Source organism: Pseudomonas sp. SWRI81, assembly GCF_014268545.1.
In the GTDB taxonomy this organism is placed as follows: domain Bacteria; phylum Pseudomonadota; class Gammaproteobacteria; order Pseudomonadales; family Pseudomonadaceae; genus Aquipseudomonas; species Aquipseudomonas hamedanensis.
Genome location: NZ_JABWQS010000046.1, coordinates 1 through 18173 on the forward strand (window position 1 = coordinate 1; position 18173 = coordinate 18173).

The 18173-nt window shown below is 60.6% G+C and carries 11 protein-coding genes and 1 other RNA gene; 7 read left to right on the plus strand and 5 right to left on the minus strand.

The genetic code is table 11. The features are described from left to right. Nucleotides 1–289: 289 nt before the first annotated feature. Nucleotides 290–1054 (plus strand): GntR family transcriptional regulator, encoded by a 765-nt coding sequence (locus HU765_RS22560; protein ID WP_186623074.1) that lies wholly within the window; start codon nt 290–292, stop codon nt 1052–1054. 184 nt (nt 1055–1238) lie between these two features. On the opposite strand, the gene guaD is transcribed toward HU765_RS22560, so the two are convergent. From guaD to xdhA, 4 genes are all read right to left on the minus strand, one after another. After that, nucleotides 1239–2543, minus strand: coding sequence for a guanine deaminase (guaD, locus tag HU765_RS22565; RefSeq protein WP_186623076.1), 1305 nt, complete (start codon nt 2541–2543; stop codon nt 1239–1241). A 13-nt stretch (nt 2544–2556) separates the two neighbouring features. Beyond that, entirely contained in the window at nt 2557–3414 is an 858-nt protein-coding gene (gene xdhC, locus HU765_RS22570) for a xanthine dehydrogenase accessory protein XdhC (protein WP_186623078.1), read from the minus strand. A gap of 146 nt (nt 3415–3560) precedes the next feature. Next, nucleotides 3561–5960, minus strand: a complete 2400-nt coding sequence (gene xdhB, locus HU765_RS22575; RefSeq protein WP_186623080.1) for a xanthine dehydrogenase molybdopterin binding subunit — start codon at nt 5958–5960, stop codon at nt 3561–3563. After that, on the minus strand, nt 5953–7407 hold the full coding sequence (xdhA, locus tag HU765_RS22580) for a xanthine dehydrogenase small subunit (RefSeq protein ID WP_186623082.1): 1455 nt from the start codon (nt 7405–7407) through the stop codon (nt 5953–5955). Before xdhA ends, xdhB begins: the two co-directional genes overlap by 8 nt. 268 nt (nt 7408–7675) lie before the next feature. Here xdhA and HU765_RS22585 point away from each other — a divergent pair, with 268 nt between their 5' ends. The 6 genes from HU765_RS22585 (at nt 7676) to ffs (ending at nt 17095) form a co-directional block, all read left to right on the plus strand. Beyond that, a complete protein-coding gene (locus HU765_RS22585; protein ID WP_186623084.1) occupies nt 7676–8335 on the plus strand; it encodes a GntR family transcriptional regulator in 660 nt (219 codons plus the stop codon). A gap of 2 nt (nt 8336–8337) precedes the next feature. Continuing rightward, on the plus strand, nt 8338–11826 hold the full coding sequence (smc, locus tag HU765_RS22590) for a chromosome segregation protein SMC (RefSeq protein ID WP_186623087.1): 3489 nt from the start codon (nt 8338–8340) through the stop codon (nt 11824–11826). 258 nt (nt 11827–12084) lie between these two features. Beyond that, on the plus strand, nt 12085–12948 hold the full coding sequence (zipA, locus tag HU765_RS22595; protein WP_186552533.1) for a cell division protein ZipA: 864 nt from the start codon (nt 12085–12087) through the stop codon (nt 12946–12948). A gap of 170 nt (nt 12949–13118) precedes the next feature. Further along, a complete protein-coding gene (gene ligA / locus HU765_RS22600; RefSeq protein WP_186623089.1) occupies nt 13119–15476 on the plus strand; it encodes an NAD-dependent DNA ligase LigA in 2358 nt (785 codons plus the stop codon). 237 nt (nt 15477–15713) lie between these two features. After that, a complete protein-coding gene (locus HU765_RS22605; RefSeq protein WP_186623090.1) occupies nt 15714–16877 on the plus strand; it encodes a putative zinc-binding metallopeptidase in 1164 nt (387 codons plus the stop codon). A 121-nt stretch (nt 16878–16998) separates the two neighbouring features. Further along, nucleotides 16999–17095, plus strand: an RNA gene (ffs, locus tag HU765_RS22610) — signal recognition particle sRNA small type. Between the two features lie 198 nt (nt 17096–17293). Here the strand turns inward: ffs and HU765_RS22615 are convergent. Next, on the minus strand, nt 17294–18043 hold the full coding sequence (locus HU765_RS22615) for a transporter substrate-binding domain-containing protein (RefSeq protein ID WP_186623117.1): 750 nt from the start codon (nt 18041–18043) through the stop codon (nt 17294–17296). Nucleotides 18044–18173 lie beyond the last annotated feature (130 nt).

Genomic DNA, 18173 nt, shown 5'->3' on the forward strand with positions numbered 1-18173 from the left:
ACCTGTGAGAGCGGCGGTTCAAGTAGTTCTGCATTGCCTGGCCTGGCGCCTTCGCGAGCAGGCTCGCTCCTACAGGGATTGTGCATAGAAGGCGGATTCTGCGATCAAGCCTAAACTCAAACCTGACAAACCGTTGCAATACAGCCGAAGTCGCAAACAGCCGTACAGTCGTGTTGCCACCATTCATTGTGTACAATCGCGCTGTTTTTTACGCGATACTTGCCAGCGACCTACTGTGCCGTATTACAGTCACGGTCTATTCGCCGCAGTTTTCCCGACTCGAGTGCCCATGAACGAACAGTTGCAACCCCTCAAGAAACAACCGCGAGCAGGCAAAGCCGGCCGCAGCGGAACCCAGGACGATATTGTCTACGCGCATATCTTCGAGGCGATCCTCGAACAGCGCCTGGCGCCCGGCACCAAATTGAGCGAAGAAGCGCTGGGGGAAATCTTCGGGGTCAGCCGCACCATCATTCGCCGCGCGCTGTCGCGTCTGGCCCATGAAGGCGTGGTGCTGTTGCGGCCCAACCGTGGCGCGGTGGTTGCCAGCCCGAGCGTTGAAGAAGCCCGTCAGGTGTTCATGGCCCGCCGTCTGGTCGAGCGCGCGATCACCGAACTGGCGGTGCAACACGCCACCGCCGAGCAGATCGCCGAACTGCGGCAGATGGTCAATGACGAGCGCGACAGTTTCTCCCGTGGTGATCGCGGCGCCGGCATTCGTCTGTCGGGCGAATTCCACCTGAAACTGGCCGAAGCGGCAAAAAATGCACCGTTGGTGAGCTTCCAGCGGAGCCTGGTCTCGCAGACCTCGCTGATCATTGCCCAGTATGAAAGCGGCAACCGCTCGCACTGTTCGTATGACGAGCACACCCAGTTGATCGACGCGATCGAGAAGCGCGACGCTGAGCTGGCGGTGAATCTGATGATGCACCACATGGACCACATCGACAGCAAGCTCAACCTCGACGAGGAAGGCGCGTCGGATGACCTGCATGCGGTGTTTTCGCATTTGTTGCAGACCAAGAAGCCGGGACGGTCGAGCGCCAAGCTCTGACCTGAAACCGGGACGCTCCAATCGCGAGCAGGCTCACTCCTACAGTGGATCTTCAGTGGCCACAAAATGTGTGACCAACAAAGATCACTGTAGGAGTGAGCCTGCTCGCGATAGCAATCGGACAAGCAATAAAAATCCCCCGGGGCTGAACACCTCCGGGGGATTTTTTATGCCTTGGGCAAGCTTAGCGCTGATGCACCAGCGCCCCCGCCGCATATGTCTGCGCCACTGTCCGGTCATCCCCCAGCGTCATCAACACAAACAACGTCTCGGCAATGTTATTGGCCTGCTTCAAGCGATAGCTGAGCAACGGCGTGGCGTTGTAATCCAGCACCAGGAAGTCGGCATCACTGCCCGGTTGCAGGTTGCCGATCCGGTCTTCCAGCCGCAGCGCCCGCGCGCCGCCCAGGGTTGCCAGGTACAGTGACTTGAACGGACTCAAGCGTGCGCCTTGCAACTGCATCACTTTGTAGGCTTCGTTGAGGGTTTGCAGCAGCGAGAAACTGGTGCCGCCGCCAACGTCAGTGCCCAGGCCGACATTGAGCTTGTGCTTCTCGGCCATCGGCAGGTTGAACAGACCGCTGCCGAGGAACAGGTTCGAAGTCGGGCAGAACGAGACCGCCGAACCGGTTTGCGCCAGCCGCGCGCATTCTTCATCGCACAGATGAACGCCGTGGGCGAACACTGAGCGTTCACCGAGCAGTTGGTAGTGATCGTAAACGTCGAGGTAGCCCTTGCGCTCCGGGAACAGCTCTTTGACCCATTCGATTTCCTTGAGGTTTTCGCTGATGTGGGTCTGCATGTACAGATCCGGGTATTCGCTCAGCAACTGCCCGGCGAGGGTCAGTTGTTCCGGGGTGCTGGTCGGTGCGAAACGCGGCGTCACCGCATAGTGCAAACGACCCTTGCCGTGCCAGCGCTCGATCAGCGCCTTGCTCTCGACGTAGCTGGATTCGGCAGTGTCAATCAGGTAGTCCGGGGCGTTGCGGTCCATCATCACCTTGCCGGCGATCATCCGCAGATCAAGCTTTTCGGCCGCTTCGAAAAACGAGTTCACCGATTGCGGGTGCACGCTGCCGAATACCAGCGCGGTGGTGGTGCCGTTGCGCAGCAGTTCCTTGATGAAAATGTCGGCCACTTCGTCGGCATGCGCCTTGTCGTCGAACTGGCTTTCGCACGGGAACGTGTAGGTATTGAGCCAGTCGAGCAGTTGCTCGCCGTAGGCACCGACCATGCCGGTTTGCGGCAGGTGGATGTGGGTGTCGATGAAGCCCGGAGTGATCAGCGCATCCTGATAATGGTTGATCTCGATATCCGCCGGCAGGGTCGGCAGCAGGTCGCTGGCGTGGCCGAGGGCGCTGATTTTGCCGTCATCGACCACCAGCAAGCCATCCTCGAAATATTCGTAGGAGGCATCGATGTCGACCTCGGCGGGGTCGGCGATGCTGTGCAAGATGGCGGCGCGGTAGGCTTTGCGAGTCAGAGGCATGAGGGTTCTCTAATCAGTTTGAGGCTTTGAGTTTGGCGGCCTGATTGCGGCGCGAGGCGGGTAGCAGTCTGGCAATCGGTTCGGCGCGGGCGCTGTGCTGGCCGAAACTGGCGTTGTAGGTGGCGATGATTTCGCCGGCGATGGAAATGGCGATTTCCACAGGCAATTTGCCTTTGACTTCAGCGATGCCCATCGGGCAGCGCATGCGTTGCACGACGCTGGCGTCGAAGCCGCGATCACGCAGTCGGTGCTCGAATTTGGCGCGTTTGGTTTTCGAGCCGATCAGGCCGAACCAGGTGAAGTCGTTGCGCTTGAGCAGCGCGGCGGTCAGCTCCAGATCGAGTTGATGGTTGTGGGTCATGACGATGCAGTAGCTGCCGACGGGCAGGTCATCGATTTCATCCACCGGCTCTTCGCTGACGATTTTACGCACGCCGTGGGGAATGTGTTCGGGAAACTCGGCCTCGCGCGAGTCGATCCAGCGCACCCGGCAGGGCAGGCTGGCGAGCAGCGGCACCAGGGCGCGACCGACATGGCCGGCACCGAACACGGCAATTTGCGCCTGCACCTGGCCCATCGGTTCGAACAGCAGCACCGTGGCGCCGCCGCAGCACTGGCCGAGGCTGGCGCCGAGGCTGAAGCGCTCCAGATGGGTGTCCTGCTTGCCGCTGGCGAGCATCTCGCGGGCGATCTGCATGGCTTTGAATTCCAGATGGCCGCCACCAATGGTGTCGAACGTCCGGTTGGTACTCACGACCATTTTCGAGCCGGCATTGCGTGGCGTCGAGCCGAGTTCTTCGATGATCGTCACCAGCACACAGGGCTCGCCCTGGTTTTGCAGGTCGGCGAGGGCGTCGATCCAGTTGTACATAGTTCACCCCTACAACATCGTTGTCTGTGCGGGCCTTTTCGCGAGCAAGCCCGCTCCCACATGTTGATCTCTGTCATCCACAAAATGTGTGCCCACTGGAGGTCTACTGTGGGAGCGAGCCTGCTCGCGAATGGCCGCGCCTCGGTCTACAGCGGAGCCAGCTCGGTTTCAGCTTCGGCCGCTTTCACAGCCTTCAGTTGACGCATCTGCTCACACCCCCACAACACCCGCTCAGGCGTCGCCGGCGCATCGATTTTTGGTTGATGCCGATAATCACCGAGGCTCGCCACCGCATCCTTGATCGCGCACCACGCGGCAATCCCGAGCATGAACGGCGGTTCACCGACGGCTTTGGAATGGAACACCGTGTCTTCCGGGTTCTTGCGGTTTTCCACCAGCTTCACTCGCAGATCCAGCGGCATGTCCGCCACCGCCGGGATCTTGTAGCTGGCCGGGCCGTTGGTCATCAGCTTGCCCTTGTTGTTCCAGACCAGTTCTTCCATGGTCAGCCAGCCCATGCCCTGCACGAAACCACCTTCGACCTGACCGATGTCGATCGACGGGTTCAACGAGGCGCCGACGTCGTGAAGAATGTCAGTACGCAGCATCTTGTACTCGCCGGTCAGGGTGTCGACGATCACTTCGCAGCACGCCGCGCCGAACGCGAAGTAATAGAACGGACGGCCCCGCGCCTGGCTGCGGTCGTAATAGATTTTCGGGGTCTTGTAGAACCCGGTGCTCGACAGCGACACCTGATTGAAATACGCCTGCTGGACCAGCGCTTCAAAGGTCAGGATCTGCTCGCGCACGCGCACATGACCGTTGCGGAATTCGACGTCTTCTTCGCTGACCTTATAGTGGCGTGCGGCAAATTCGATCAGGCGCTTCTTGATGGTCTCGGCAGCGTTCTGCGCGGCTTTACCGTTGAGGTCCGCGCCGCTGGAGGCAGCGGTCGGCGAGGTGTTGGGCACCTTGTCGGTGTTGGTCGCGGTGATCTGCACGCGATCGATTTCAACCTGGAACACTTCAGACACGACCTGGGCGACTTTAGTGTTCAGGCCTTGGCCCATTTCCGTGCCGCCGTGGTTCAGGTGAATGCTGCCGTCGGTGTAGATGTGGATCAGCGCACCGGCCTGATTGAGGAAACTGGCGGTGAAGGAAATGCCGAACTTCACCGGGGTCAGCGCCAGGCCTTTCTTCAGGACCGGACTGTTGGCGTTGTAGCGGCGGATCGCTTCGCGGCGTTCGACGTACTGGCTGCTTTCTTCCAGTTCGGCAGTCATCTCTTCGAGCATGTTGTGCTCGACGGTCTGGTAGTAGTGAGTGACGTTGCGCTCGGTCTTGCCGTAGTAGTTGGCTTTGCGCACCGCCAGCGGATCAAGCTGCAAGTGACGGGCAATCGCGTCCATCACTTCCTCGATCGCGACCATACCCTGCGGGCCACCGAAGCCACGATAAGCGGTGTTCGACGCGGTGTTGGTCTTGCAGCGATGACCGTTGATGGTCGCATCGCCGAGGTAGTACGAATTGTCCGAGTGGAACATCGCCCGGTCGACGATCGACGCGGACAAGTCCGGCGAACAACCGCAGTTGCCGGCCAGGTCCATGTTGATGCCGTGCAGGCGCCCACTGCTGTCGAAGCCGACGTCGTACTCGACGTAGAACGGGTGACGCTTGCCGGTCATCAGCATGTCCTCGACGCGCGGCAGGCGCATCTTGGTCGGCTGGCCGGTGAGGTGGGCGACCACCGCGCACAGGCACGCCGGGCTGGCGGCCTGGGTTTCCTTGCCACCGAAACCACCGCCCATGCGCCGCATGTCGACGACGATTTTGTTCATCGACACGTCGAGCACTTCGGCGACCAGTTTCTGCACTTCAGTCGGATTCTGCGTCGAGCAGTAGACGATCATGCCGCCGTCTTCGGTGGGCATCACCGAAGAGATTTGCGTCTCCAGATAGAAGTGCTCCTGGCCGCCGATGTGGAGCGTGCCCTGAATGCGGTGTTCAGCCGTGGCCAGCGCCGAAGCCGAATCGCCACGCTGATGGGTGTGGCTGTCGAGCACGAAATGGCGTTTGCGCAGCGCTTCGACGACGTCGAGCACCGGTTCGAGATCTTCGTATTCGATGATCGCCGCCATCGCCGCTTTGCGTGCGGTTTCCAGATCTTTCGCCGCGACCGCCAGCACCGGTTGGCCGACGAACTGCACGTCGTCGATGGCCAGCAATGGATCGCCCGGCATCAGTGGGCCGATGTCTTTCAGGCCCGGCACGTCTTCGTGGGTAATGACGATGCGCACGCCTTCGAAGGCGTAGCACGGCTGCGTGTCGATGCTGATGATTTTCGCGTGGGCGCGGTCCGACAGACGCGCGTACAGGTGCAGTTGATTGGGAAATTCCAGGCGATCATCGATGTACTGCGCTTCACCGGACACGTGCTTGGCGGCGCTGTCGTGCTTGACGCTGCGACCGACACCGGTGGTCAGATCCTTGGCGAACAGTTCGGCCAATTCAGCCTGAGTTTTCTCTACGGCGTGATGGTTAGACATAAGCGGTCACCCGGGTCTCGATGTGCGGTGTTTGCAGTTCGATGAAGTATTTGCGCAGCAGGTTCTGCGCGCTGAGCAGGCGGTATTCCTTGCTGGCGCGGAAGTCCGAGAGCGGCGTGAAATCTTCGGCCAGGGCGGCGCAGGCGCGTTCGATCACGGCGTTGTTGAAGGGCGCGCCATTGAGCACGGCTTCGCAATGCGCGGCGCGTTTTGGAATGGCCGCCATGCCGCCGAAGGCTACGCGCGCGTCGCTGATCACGCCGTTTTCCACGCGCAGGTTGAACGCGGCGCACACGGCGGAAATGTCGTCGTCGAGACGCTTGGAGACTTTATAGGCGCGGAACAGTTGTTCGGCGCGGGCACGCGGGACGATGATCTTTTCGATGAACTCGCTTTCCTGGCGCGCGGTGACTTTGTAGTCGATGAAGTAATCTTCCAGGTTCAGGGTGCGACGGGTTTCGCCCTTGCACAGCACGAGCTGCGCGCCGAGCGCGATCAGCAGCGGTGGCGAGTCACCGATCGGCGAGGCGTTGCCGATGTTGCCGCCGAGGGTGCCCTGATTGCGGATCTGCAACGAGGCGAAGCGGTGCAGCAGTTCGCCGAAGTCCGGGTACTCGGCGGTCAAGGCTGCGTAGCAGTCGGAGAGGGCGGTGGCGGCGCCGATTTCGATGCGGTCTTCAAAGGTTTCGATGCGCTTCATTTCGGCTACGTTACCGACGTAAATCATCACCGGCAGGGTGCGGTGGAACTGGGTGACTTCCAGCGCCAGATCGGTGCCGCCAGCGAGCAGCCGCGCCTGTGGATAAGCGTCGTAGAGATCGGCCAGATCGGCCACGGTCAGCGGCACCAGGCAGCGCTTGTCGCCGCTGTTGAGTTCGCCGATATCGGTCGGCGCGATAGTTTTGAGGCGGGCGATGGTCTCGGCTTCGCGGGCGTCGAACTGATCCGCTGGCTTACCGCAGCAGGATTGTTCGGCAGCCGCCAGAATCGGCCGGTAGCCGGTGCAGCGACAGAGGTTGCCGGCCAGCGCTTCGTGGGCCTTGGCCGGATCCGGCGCATCGCTATTCTTTTGCAGGGCGAACAGTGACATGACGAAACCGGGGGTGCAGAAACCGCATTGCGAGCCGTGGCACTCGACCATAGCCTTTTGCACGCTGTGCAGTTCGCCCTTGTGCTTGAGGTCTTCAACGCTGATCAGTTGTTTGCCGTGCAGCGACGACACGAAGGTCAGGCACGAATTGAGGCTGCGATAGCGAATGTGTTCACGACCCGCGTCATCTATCTGCAACTCGCCGACCACCACGGTGCAGGCGCCGCAGTCACCGCTGGCGCAACCTTCTTTGGTGCCGGGCTTGCCCACGTGTTCGCGCAGGTAATTGAGCACAGTCAGATTCGGGTCCAGGGCGTGCTCGCTACGGAGTTCCTGGTTGAGTAAAAACTGGATCACGGAAGGCCTCGCAGACTCATTATTGTTGTTAACCGACGTGAACCGAATTTAGCAGGTCTGACTTTTCGGTCAATGGTTTTCTGACTTAAAGGTCAGGAAAATCCGTTTCGTCGATCAACAGCGTGTCTATTCAGTATTGACCTTCATCGGTCACTGCGCTTTTTTGCGGGATTCGTGCCAAAAACCGCTGAGTGGGCACTCCGCCATGACCGTGCATTTGCGCTACACTGCGCCGCTTGTACAGATCGATAGAGTTTGAAGGACAACCATGACGTTCAAGGCGCCGGACAGCCTCGCCGAGCAAATCGCTCACCACCTCGCCGAACGCATCATTCGTGGCGAAATGAAGCCAGGAGAGCGCATCCAGGAACAGAAGGTCACGCTGGCGCTCAACGTCAGTCGCGGTTCCGTCCGCGAAGCCTTACTGATCCTCGAGCGCCGTCACCTGATCGCGATCCTGCCGCGTCGTGGCGCTCACGTCACCGAGCTGACGCCGCACAAGGTGCAGAGCCTGTGCACACTAATGAGCGAGCTGTACATCCTGCTCGGCAATGCGGTCGCCAACGGCTGGCAAGTTCAGTCGGACATGGCGCCGTTCGTACAGATTCAGCAGCGCCTGACCGCCAGCTACGAACGCGGCGATATCCGCACCTTCGTCGACGACAGCTTCGCGGTGATGCGCGCCGCCTATCCGTTTGCCAATAACCCGTACCTGCAGGAAACCGTCGAGAACCTGCAACCGGCGATGAGTCGCGCGTATTTCCTCGCGCTCGAGCAGCGCAAGGCGGAAATGAGCGAATTCCTCGAACTGTTCGAACGCTTGCTCGCCGCCGTGCTCGCCCGTGATTTGCCGCAGATCCGCATCGTGCTGACGGCGTACGCCCAGCGCAGTTGTGATCTGGTGGTGTCTGCGCTGACGGTTGCTTAAGCGTGCGGCTAAAGTGCATCAAACTGGCGGGGTTCAAATCCTTCGTCGACCCGACCACGGTGAACTTCCCCAGTAACATGGCGGCGGTCGTCGGGCCGAACGGTTGCGGCAAGTCGAACATCATCGACGCCGTGCGCTGGGTGATGGGCGAAAGTTCGGCGAAGAACCTCCGTGGCGAGTCGATGACCGACGTCATCTTCAACGGCTCGACCAGCCGCAAACCGGTAAGTCAGGCCAGTATCGAGCTGGTGTTCGACAACTCCGACGGCACGCTGCTTGGCGAATACGCCGCCTATGCGGAAATTTCCATTCGCCGCAAAGTCACCCGCGACAGCCAGACCACCTATTACCTCAACGGCACCAAATGCCGTCGGCGCGACATCACCGATATTTTCCTCGGCACCGGCCTCGGCCCGCGCAGCTACTCGATCATCGAACAGGGGATGATCTCCAAGCTGATCGAATCCAAGCCGGAAGACTTGCGCAACTTTATTGAAGAAGCTGCCGGTATTTCCAAGTACAAGGAACGCCGGCGCGAGACCGAAAACCGCATTCGTCGCACCCACGAAAACCTCGCTCGCCTGACCGACCTGCGCGAAGAGCTTGAGCGTCAACTTGAGCGCTTGCACCGCCAGGCCGAGGCCGCGAAGAAATATCAGGAACTCAAAGCCGAAGAGCGTCAGCTCAAGGCGCAACTGTCGGCCCTGCGCTGGCAGGATCTCAACGAGCAGGTCGGCCAGCGCGAGTCGATCATCGGCAACCAGGAAGTCAGCTTCGAAGCATTGGTCGCCGAGCAGCGTAATGCCGATGCGGCCATCGAACGCCTGCGCGACGGCCATCACGAGCTGTCCGAGCGCTTCAATCTGGTGCAGGGACGCTTCTATTCGGTCGGCGGCGACATCGCCCGGGTCGAGCAGAGCATCCAGCATGGGCAGCAGCGTCTGCGCCAGTTGCAGGACGATCTGAAAGAAGCCGAACGCGCGCGACTGGAAACCGAATCGCACCTGGGCCACGACCGCACGCTGTTGCTGACCCTCGGCGAAGAGCTGGACATGCTCACCCCCGAGCAGGAAGTCACCAGCGCCGCCGCCGAGGAAGCCGCCGCTGCCCTGGAAGAAGCCGAAACCACCATGCACGGCTGGCAGGAGCAGTGGGACACGTTCAACCTGACCGCCGCCGAACCGCGTCGCCAGGCCGAAGTGCAGCAGTCGCGCATTCAGCAGCTGGAAAGCAGCATGGAGCGTCTGGCCGATCGGCAGAAGCGCCTCGCTGAGGAGCGCGCGTTGCTCTCGGCCGACCCTGAAGATGCGGCGATCATGGCGCTCAACGAGCAGCTCGCCGAATCCGAAGCGACGCTGGAAGATTTGCAGACCAGCGAAGAAGCGCAGGTCGAAAAACTTGAACAATTGCGTCAGGAGTTGCAGCAGGCGTTGACCGCGCAGCAACAGGCGCAGGGCGATCTACAGCGTCTCAACGGACGTCTGGCGTCGCTGGAAGCCTTGCAGCAGGCCGCACTTGATCCGGGCACTGGCACCGCTGAATGGCTGAAAGAACACAACCTCGCCGAGCGTCCGCGTCTGGCCGAGGGCTTGAAGGTCGAGGCCGGTTGGGAACTGGCGGTGGAAACCGTGCTCGGCGCCGACCTGCAAGCGGTGCTGGTCGATGATTTCAGCGGCTTCGATTTGTCCGGTTTCACTCAGGGCGATCTGCGCCTGCTCAGCCCGGCCAGCGATGGCGTGCGCGTGGCGGGCAGTCTGCTGGATAAAGTCGAGGCGCAGATCGATCTGTCGCCGTGGCTTGGTCAGGTCAAACCGGTCGACAGCCTTGAGCAGGCGCTGGCCTTGCGCAGTCAGTTGAGCGACGGCCAGAGCCTGATCAGTCGCGATGGCTATTGGGTTGGCCGGCACTTCCTGCGGGTGCGCCGGGCCAGCGAAGCGGAAAGCGGCATGCTCGCCCGGGGCCAGGAAATCGAAGATTTGCAGCTGGAGCGCGAAGAGCGCGAAGCCACGGTCGAGGCCATGGAGACCCGTCTGCAAACCCTGCGCGCACAACAGCGTCAGCAGGAAAACGGTCGCGAACATCTGCGCCGTTTGCTGCAAGACGAAGCGCGCCAGCAAGGTGAACTGAAAGCGCAATTGTCAGCGGGCAAAGCCAAGGCTGAGCAGCTCACCTTGCGCCGCACTCGTCTGGATGAAGAGCTGGTCGAGCTTGGCGAGCAGCGCGAGCTTGAGCACGAACACGTCGGCGAAGCACGCATGCAATTGCAGGAAGCGCTGGATGCCATGGCGCTGGACACCGAGCAGCGCGAGTTGCTGCTGGCCCAGCGCGACAGCCTGCGCGAGCGCCTCGACCGCGTGCGTCAGGAAGCGCGGCAGCACAAGGATCACGCTCATCAACTGGCCGTGCGTCTGGGCTCGTTGCGCGCCCAGCACGACTCCACGCGTCAGGCGCTGGAGCGTCTGGAAATGCAGGCCGAGCGCCTCACCGAAAAGCGCGAACAGTTGAGTCTGAATCTAGAGGAGGGCGAGGCGCCGCTGGAAGAGCTGCGCCTGAAACTCGAAGAACTGCTCGACAAGCGCATGACCGTCGATGAAGAACTCAAGACCGCGCAGATCGCCCTGGAAGACGCCGACCGCGAACTGCGCGACGCGGAAAAACGCCGCACCCAGGCCGAGCAGCAATCGCAGTTGATTCGCGGCCAGCTCGAACAACAGCGCATGGAATGGCAAGCCCTGACCGTGCGCCGCAAGGCCTTGCAGGATCAACTGCTCGAAGATGGCTACGACCTCAACGGCGTCCTCGCGACCTTGACGGCGCAAGCCAGTGAACGCGAAGCCGAAGAAGAACTCGAACGCATCAATGCGCGGATTCAGCGCCTGGGCGCGATCAACCTCGCGGCCATCGACGAATACACGCAACAATCGGAGCGTAAACGTTATCTGGACGCACAGGACGCCGATCTGGTCGAAGCCCTGGAGACCCTGGAAAACGTCATCCGCAAGATTGACAAGGAAACCCGTAACCGATTCAAGGATACCTTTGATCAGATCAATGGCGGTTTACAGGCGCTTTTCCCAAAAGTTTTCGGTGGCGGGCGCGCGTATTTGGAACTGACGGGCGAAGATCTACTCGATACAGGGGTGACGATCATGGCGCAGCCACCCGGGAAGAAGAACAGCACCATCCATTTGCTCTCCGGCGGGGAAAAAGCCCTGACCGCGCTGGCACTGGTTTTTGCCATCTTCAAGCTGAACCCGGCGCCGTTCTGCATGCTCGATGAGGTTGACGCGCCGCTGGATGACGCTAACGTTGGACGCTACGCGCGCCTGGTCAAAGAAATGTCCCAGACCGTGCAGTTCATCTACATCACCCACAACAAGATCGCCATGGAAATGGCCGAACAGTTGATGGGCGTGACGATGCATGAACCGGGTTGCTCACGGCTGGTGGCGGTGGATGTCGAGGAGGCGATGGCGATGGTTGACGCCTGAATCGGCGTGATGTCGGAATAGTTTTGCAGGTCTGTAGGACCTTTTACTGACATCGGCTGGATGGCCAATCGACATATTCGCGCAAGCCAAATGAGACAGACGGTGTAAAGTTGCCTTTGGTCGTGCTAGTTTAATGTCAATTTTCGTATACGTGGGCAAAACGCCTGTCAGAACATAGAGTTGGCGCCACGTTTTAAAGCGGTTTACGCAGTGTAAACCCCTTATTTTTCAGCATTTTTTATAGAGGCACGGGATTACATGGAAATCGGTCTGCGCGAGTGGCTGATCGTCATCGGCATCATTGTGATAGCCGGTATTCTTTTCGATGGCTGGCGCCGTATGCGCGGCGGCAAGGGAAAACTGAAATTCCGTCTTGACCGAAGTCTGTCCAACTTGCCCGACGAGGACACCAGCGCCGAGCTGTTGGGCCCGGCCCGTGTACTGGACACACACAAGGAACCGCAACTGGACGAGCACGATCTGCCGTCGGTGAGCATGCCCAACCGCGAAGCCCGCGAGCCGCGCGAATCCGGCTCCAAGCGTGGCAAGCGCGGCAGCAACGGTCCGGCCCAGGGCGACCTGAACCTTGACCTGGATCTGGACGGTGGCCCGAGCTTCAGCAGCCGGGACGACGATTTTGCCGACGACAGCAAACCTGCAGCGGCCGTGGCGGAAAAAGATCAGCCGCAAGCCGAAGAAGTCCTGGTCATCAGCGTGATCTGCCGTGACCCGGCCGGCTTCAAAGGCCCGGCGTTGTTGCAGAACATCCTCGAAAGCGGTCTGCGTTTCGGCGAAATGGATATCTTTCACCGCCACGAAAGCATGGCGGGCAACGGTGAAGTGCTGTTCTCCATGGCCAACGCGGTCAAGCCGGGCATTTTCGATCTGGACGACATTGACCATTTCAGCACCCCGGCGGTGAGCTTCTTCCTCGGCCTGCCCGGCCCGCGTCATCCGAAGCAGGCTTTCGACGTGATGGTCGCGGCAGCGCGCAAGCTGTCCCAGGAACTGAACGGCGAACTGAAAGATGATCAGCGCAGCGTCCTGACCGCGCAGACCATCGAGCATTACCGTCAGCGCATCGTCGAATTCGAACGCCGCGCCCTGACCCAGAAGCGCTAAGGCTGTGGCGAGGGAGCTTGCTCCCGCCGGGTTGCGAAGCGACCCCGAATTTGCGGCGGCTTCGCCACCGAGCGGGAGCAAGCTCCCTCGCCACAGGGTCTACAGCCTTGAGCGATTTGATTAGAAATTGAGCAGCCTCGGCTGCTCTTTTGCTTTATGAGAGAACACCCATGACCGCCGCCAAAACCCGCATTCTAGAGCTGCGCGCTGAGCTGGATCAGCACAACTACCGTTACCACGTCCTCGATGAGCCGAGCATTCCGGATGCCGAGTACGACCGGTTGTTTCACGAGCTCAAGGCACTGGAAGCGGCCAACCCGGAACTGATCACCAGCGACTCGCCGACCCAGCGCGTCGGCAGCATGGCGCTGACCGCGTTCACCCAGGTGCGTCACGAAATCCCGATGCTCAGCCTCGGCAACGCGTTCGAAGAATCCGACATGCGCGAGTTTGATCGCCGCGTGACCGAAGGTCTGGATATCCCCGCTGGCGATCTCTTCGGTGGCGGAACGGCGGTGGAATACAGCTGCGAGCCGAAGCTCGATGGCCTGGCGGTCAGCCTGCTGTATCAGGACGGCCTGCTGGTGCGCGGCGCTACTCGTGGCGATGGCACCACCGGCGAGGACATCAGCGTCAATGTGCGCACCGTGCGCAACATTCCTCTGAAGCTGCACGGCGAGGGCTGGCCGGCGACCCTGGAAGTGCGCGGTGAAGTATTCATGTCCAAGGCCGGTTTCGAACGCCTCAACGCTTCGCAATTGGAGATTGGCGGCAAGACCTTCGCCAACCCGCGCAACGCGGCGGCGGGCAGCCTGCGTCAGCTGGATTCGAAAATCACTGCCAACCGGCCGCTGGAATTTTGCTGCTATGGCATTGGCCAGGTCTCCCACGATATTGCCGACACCCACATTGGCAACCTCAAGCAATTGCAAAAGTGGGGCATGCCGATCAGCCACGAGCTGAAGCTGGCCAAAGGCATCGACGAATGCCTCGAGTACTACCGCGACATCGGCGCACGGCGTAATGCGCTGGCCTATGAAATCGATGGCGTGGTGTTCAAGGTCAACAGCATTGCCGACCAGCGTGAGCTGGGCTTTCGCGCCCGCGAACCGCGCTGGGCGATTGCGCATAAGTTTCCGGCGATGGAAGAACTCACTGAATTGCTCGATGTGGAATTTCAGGTCGGTCGCACGGGCGCGGTGACGCCGGTGGCGCGTCTGAAGCCGGTGAAAGTCGCCGGCGTCACTGTGGCCAACGCCACGCTGCACAACATGGACGAAGTCGCGCGTCTGGGCTTGATGATCGGTGACACCGTGATCATTCGCCGCGCCGGTGACGTGATTCCGCAGGTGGTGCAAGTGGTCACCGAGCGTCGCCCGGATAATGCGCGCCCGGTCGCCATTCCTGAAAGCTGCCCAGTGTGCGGCTCGCACGTTGAACGCACGCAACTGGTCAAACGCAGCAAGGGCAAGGAAACCGTCAGCGAGGGCGCGGTGTATCGCTGCGTTGGGCGGCTGGCCTGTGGCGCGCAACTGAAGCAGGCGATCATTCACTTCGTCTCGCGCCGGGCGATGGACATCGAAGGGCTGGGCGACAAGAGCGTCGAGCAACTGGTCGATGAAGGTCTGGTCAACTCGCCGGCCGATCTGTATGCGTTGAAATTCGATGACATCGTCGATCTGGAAGGCTTCGCCGAGGTCTCCAGCAACAAGCTTTTGAAGGCCATTGAAGACAGCAAGCAACCGGGCCTGGCACGCTTCATCTACGCCCTCGGGATTCCCGATGTTGGCGAAGAAACGGCCAAGGTGCTAGCGCGCTCGCTGGGATCGCTGGAACGCGTGCAACTGGCCTTGCCGCACGTGCTGACCTACCTGCCGGACGTCGGCCTGGAAGTGGCGCATGAGATTCACAGCTTCTTCGAAGACGCGCACAACCAGCAGGTGATCACCCAATTGCTGGGCCACGGCCTGCAAATTCAGGATCAGGGCGAACTGGGCGCCGAGTTCGCCGCCAGCACCACGCTGGGCGGCTTGCTCGACAAGCTGCATATTCCTTTCGTCGGTCCCGGTGGCGCGCAAAAACTGGCAGACAAGTTCGGTTCGCTCGAAGCGGTGATGAACGCTGACTGGCTGGACATGCGTCAGGCGTTGCCGGAGAAACAGGCCAACTCGGTGCGCGAATTTTTTGCCGTGCCCGAGCATCGCCAACTGGCCGAGCAAACCGAGCAACAGCTGCGCGATTTTGGCATGCACTGGCAGAGCGAGAAGAAGGTCGTCGAAGGCCTGCCGTTAGCCGGGGAAACCTGGGTGCTGACCGGCAAGGTCGAGCTGATGAGCCGGGATGTGGCTAAAGATCACCTCGAAAGCCTTGGCGCCAAGGTCGCCGGTTCAGTCTCGGCGAAAACCCATTGTGTGGTCGCCGGTCCAGGTGCCGGGTCGAAACTGACCAAGGCCAACGAGCTGGGCGTGAAGGTCATGGATGAAGAGGCGTTTATCGCTTTCCTTAAAACCCATGGCATAGCTGTCTGACAGGATGAGCACCTGTGGCGAGGGGATTTATCCCCGCTGGGTTGCGCAGCGACCCCAAAACCCTGCGACCGATCATTTCACTTCTATCGCGTGTACGGTTTTTTGCGACTGCTGCGCAGTCGAGCGGGGATAAATCCCCTCGCCACAATAGTGGTGTCACTCAGCAGCAGGCTGTATTCGGGAACGATGTTGTCTTCAGGATGATCTAGTCTTGGCCAGTCCCAGGGAGAGATCGCCATGCACCGTTTTTTCGAGCAGCTCAGTTCCCGCATCATCGCGCCGTTTGCGGGCGGATCTTCACGCAACAGCAAAGTCTGGCCGTGCCGTTGCGGGCAGTCGCTGTTCTTTCGCAACAGCCAGTGCCTGGCCTGCAACGCGTTACTCGGCTACCAGCCGGAAGAAAGTCGCCTGACCTCATTGCAGCCAGGACCACAGGAAGGCACCTGGACGCTCGACGTCGATCCCGCTGCCGGTCTGTTCCGCCGCTGCGCCAATCTCGACATGCCCGCGGCGTGCAACTGGCTGCTGCCGGCCAAAGACCACGACAGCCTGTGTGTCGCCTGCAGTCTCAATCGCACCATCCCAGACCTGTCGGTTCCAGAAAACCACGAGCGCTGGCGCAAGGTCGAGATCGCCAAACGTCGTCTGGTCGCGCAATTGATCACCCTCGGCCTGCCGGTCATTGCGAAAACCGTGGACGACGAGACCGGGTTGGCCTTTGATTTCATCGGCGTCGACCTTGAAGGCAACGCGCCCATGACCGGCCACGCCAACGGCCTGATCACCCTCGACATCAAGGAGGCCGACGACGCCCACCGAGAGCGGGTGAGGGCGCAAATGCACGAGCCTTATCGCACACTGCTTGGGCATTTTCGCCATGAAGTCGGCCACTATTATTGGGATCGACTGATCGCCAACGGCCCTTGGCTCGATGCGTTCCGCCACCTGTTCGGCGACGAACGTGCCAGTTACGCCGAGGCGCTTGATCGTCATTATCAGCAGGGCGCGCCACTGGACTGGCCGCAACAGTACGTGAGCGCCTACGCGACCATGCACCCGTGGGAAGACTGGGCGGAAACCTGGGCGCATTACCTGCACATGATGGACGCGGTGGACACCGCGCTGGGCTTCGGCATGAGTGCGCGGGAAATGGACTTCGACTATCAGCCGTTTCCGACCAGCACCCTGTACGACCCGCAGCATCCCGGCGGTGAAGCATTCCTGTCATTCGTCAACGCCTGGATCGAACTGGCCGGTATGCTCAACGAGTTGTCGCGCAGCATGGGCCAGCCAGATTTCTACCCGTTCGTCCTGCCGGCGCCGGCGATTGCCAAGCTGCACTTTATCCATCTGGTGATCCAGCAGGCCGGCGGCAGGGCGGACGAGGTGCTGGCGCTGTAGCCGCGATGTTTATGTCCTTGAAGCCGTTCAGGTTTTTTATCTGCAACCAACGGTTGTAACTTCACCTCAGATAGGTACAATGGCGCGGCTCGCCGACAGGCAAGCGTCGTTATGGTGACCCCATCGGTCCCCCCGCAACGATTACCCGTGAACCTGGTCAGATCCGGAAGGAAGCAGCCACAGCGGGAACATTGTGTGCCGGGGTGTGGCTGGTGGGGGCACCACCTTAACGAACAACTGAATGCTTCAACCAGAACTGCATGGGTTTCGCCCACTGCGGTTTTTTTGTGTCTGTGATTTGCCGGATTGACGTAAATCCCCCTGTAGGAGTGAGCCTGCTCGCGATAGCGGAGTATCAGTCAACTTATTAGTGGGCAGACAGACCGCCATCGCGAGCAGGCTCACTCCTACAGGGGTTATGGGGTGTTTTCAGAATTGCCGGTGTAGAGCCGGATAATCTGCTCAATCTCCCCGGACATCCTCATCCGCAACAACGTGCGCAAGATGCGCTGTACCGGCACTTGCGAATCGTTCCTCACATAGCAACCGACTTCCTGCTCCTGCAGCACCGCGACGCCTTGCAGTTGCTGCTCCGGCATCAGACGCTGGTTGACCCAGTCCAGCGTCCACTGATTGCTCACCGCATAGCGATAACGCCCGGCCAGGAGTTTTTCCAGCACCTGCTCCTGATTGCGCGCGTCTTCGCGTTGCAGTTGGTCAGCGTCAAACAGCGGTTGCAGGGTGGGGTAGCTGTAACCGAGGACGGTGCCGATGGCCTGGCGGGGCAGGGTGGCAGGATCGGTGGTTGCAGGTTGGTTCTTGCGACTGATCAACAGATCGCGTTGGAAAAACAGCGGCACGCTCCAGAGGTAGTCGCCGGACTGGTTTGGCAGCCACGATTGCGCGGCATAGCAGCGCACGTCGATTTCGCCGTGTTCCATAGCGCTCTGTATTCGAGCGCGCGGCAGTACGATGAATTGCGCCGGTACGCCGACCTGCGTCGCCAGGCTGAGCATGATGTCGTGGAGGATGCCCTGGGTCGGCCGGCCGCCTTCGAACTGCACCATCGGCATGGCCCAGCTGTCGGGCATGGCGAAGCGCAAGGGGGGTGGTGCTGCCGTCGCGCTCAGGCTGATACCCAGCAATGCCCCCATGGCCCACCGCATTAACGCTCTGGTCATTGCCCGTCCCGAGCCGATAAAAGCCTTTGTCCATGCAGCTTAGCCACATTAGACGAGGACACCGGATGCAATTTTGCCCTTGCTCCGCTAGCATTAGCCGCTTCAGCTTCCTTCG